Origin of the sequence: Catenibacterium sp. GCM10023432 (genome assembly GCF_042651925.1) — a bacterium.
Taxonomy (GTDB): domain Bacteria; phylum Bacillota_I; class Bacilli_A; order Erysipelotrichales; family Coprobacillaceae; genus Catenibacterium; species Catenibacterium mitsuoka.
In genome coordinates this window covers 1-519 of the sequence record NZ_JBHSEB010000022.1, presented here as the reverse complement: position 1 = coordinate 519, position 519 = coordinate 1, and the positions used below count along the sequence as shown (strand labels likewise).

General features: G+C 38.3%; 1 protein-coding gene. It reads right to left on the bottom strand.

Annotated features, from left to right (window positions below):
• The coding region (locus tag ACFOZZ_RS03720; RefSeq protein ID WP_376814731.1) for a DDE-type integrase/transposase/recombinase at positions 1–519 on the bottom strand (519 nt) is incomplete at both ends.

The window sequence follows — 519 nt, the reverse complement described above, 5'->3', positions numbered from 1 at the left end:
TTGCCTCTATTTCCTTGGTGCTTTTATTTTTGTAGCTGCTGCCATTATCTAAGATGATTACTTTACTTCTGCCGTATCTTAAGACAGCATCATGCCATACCTTTTGAAAATTGACAGCATTGTCATTGAAAAAGAACTCTGCACCAACGATCATTCTTGAATGATTGTCGATAATAGCAATCAGATACGTTTTCCTGTATGTGCTATCTTCATCGTAAATATAAAATGTATGACAGGTATCAGCTTCATAGCCATCACATGAATGAGCGAATTCCCAGGTCCTTCTTTCCTTGACTAAAGTCTCACCCTGTCCATTTCGTAAGCCGCTGTTTCTGATATAGCGCTGTATAGTATCAACGGAACAGTCACCTGCATTTAAGACACCATCTTCAATCATTTTTTCATAGATCATGACCCCAGTAATCTTGGGATACTGGCCAATAAGATCAGCAATATATCTTTTATGGTCATCATCAAGTTTTCTTACTCTGCCAAGATCAAGACGGTCTTTAGGCATCA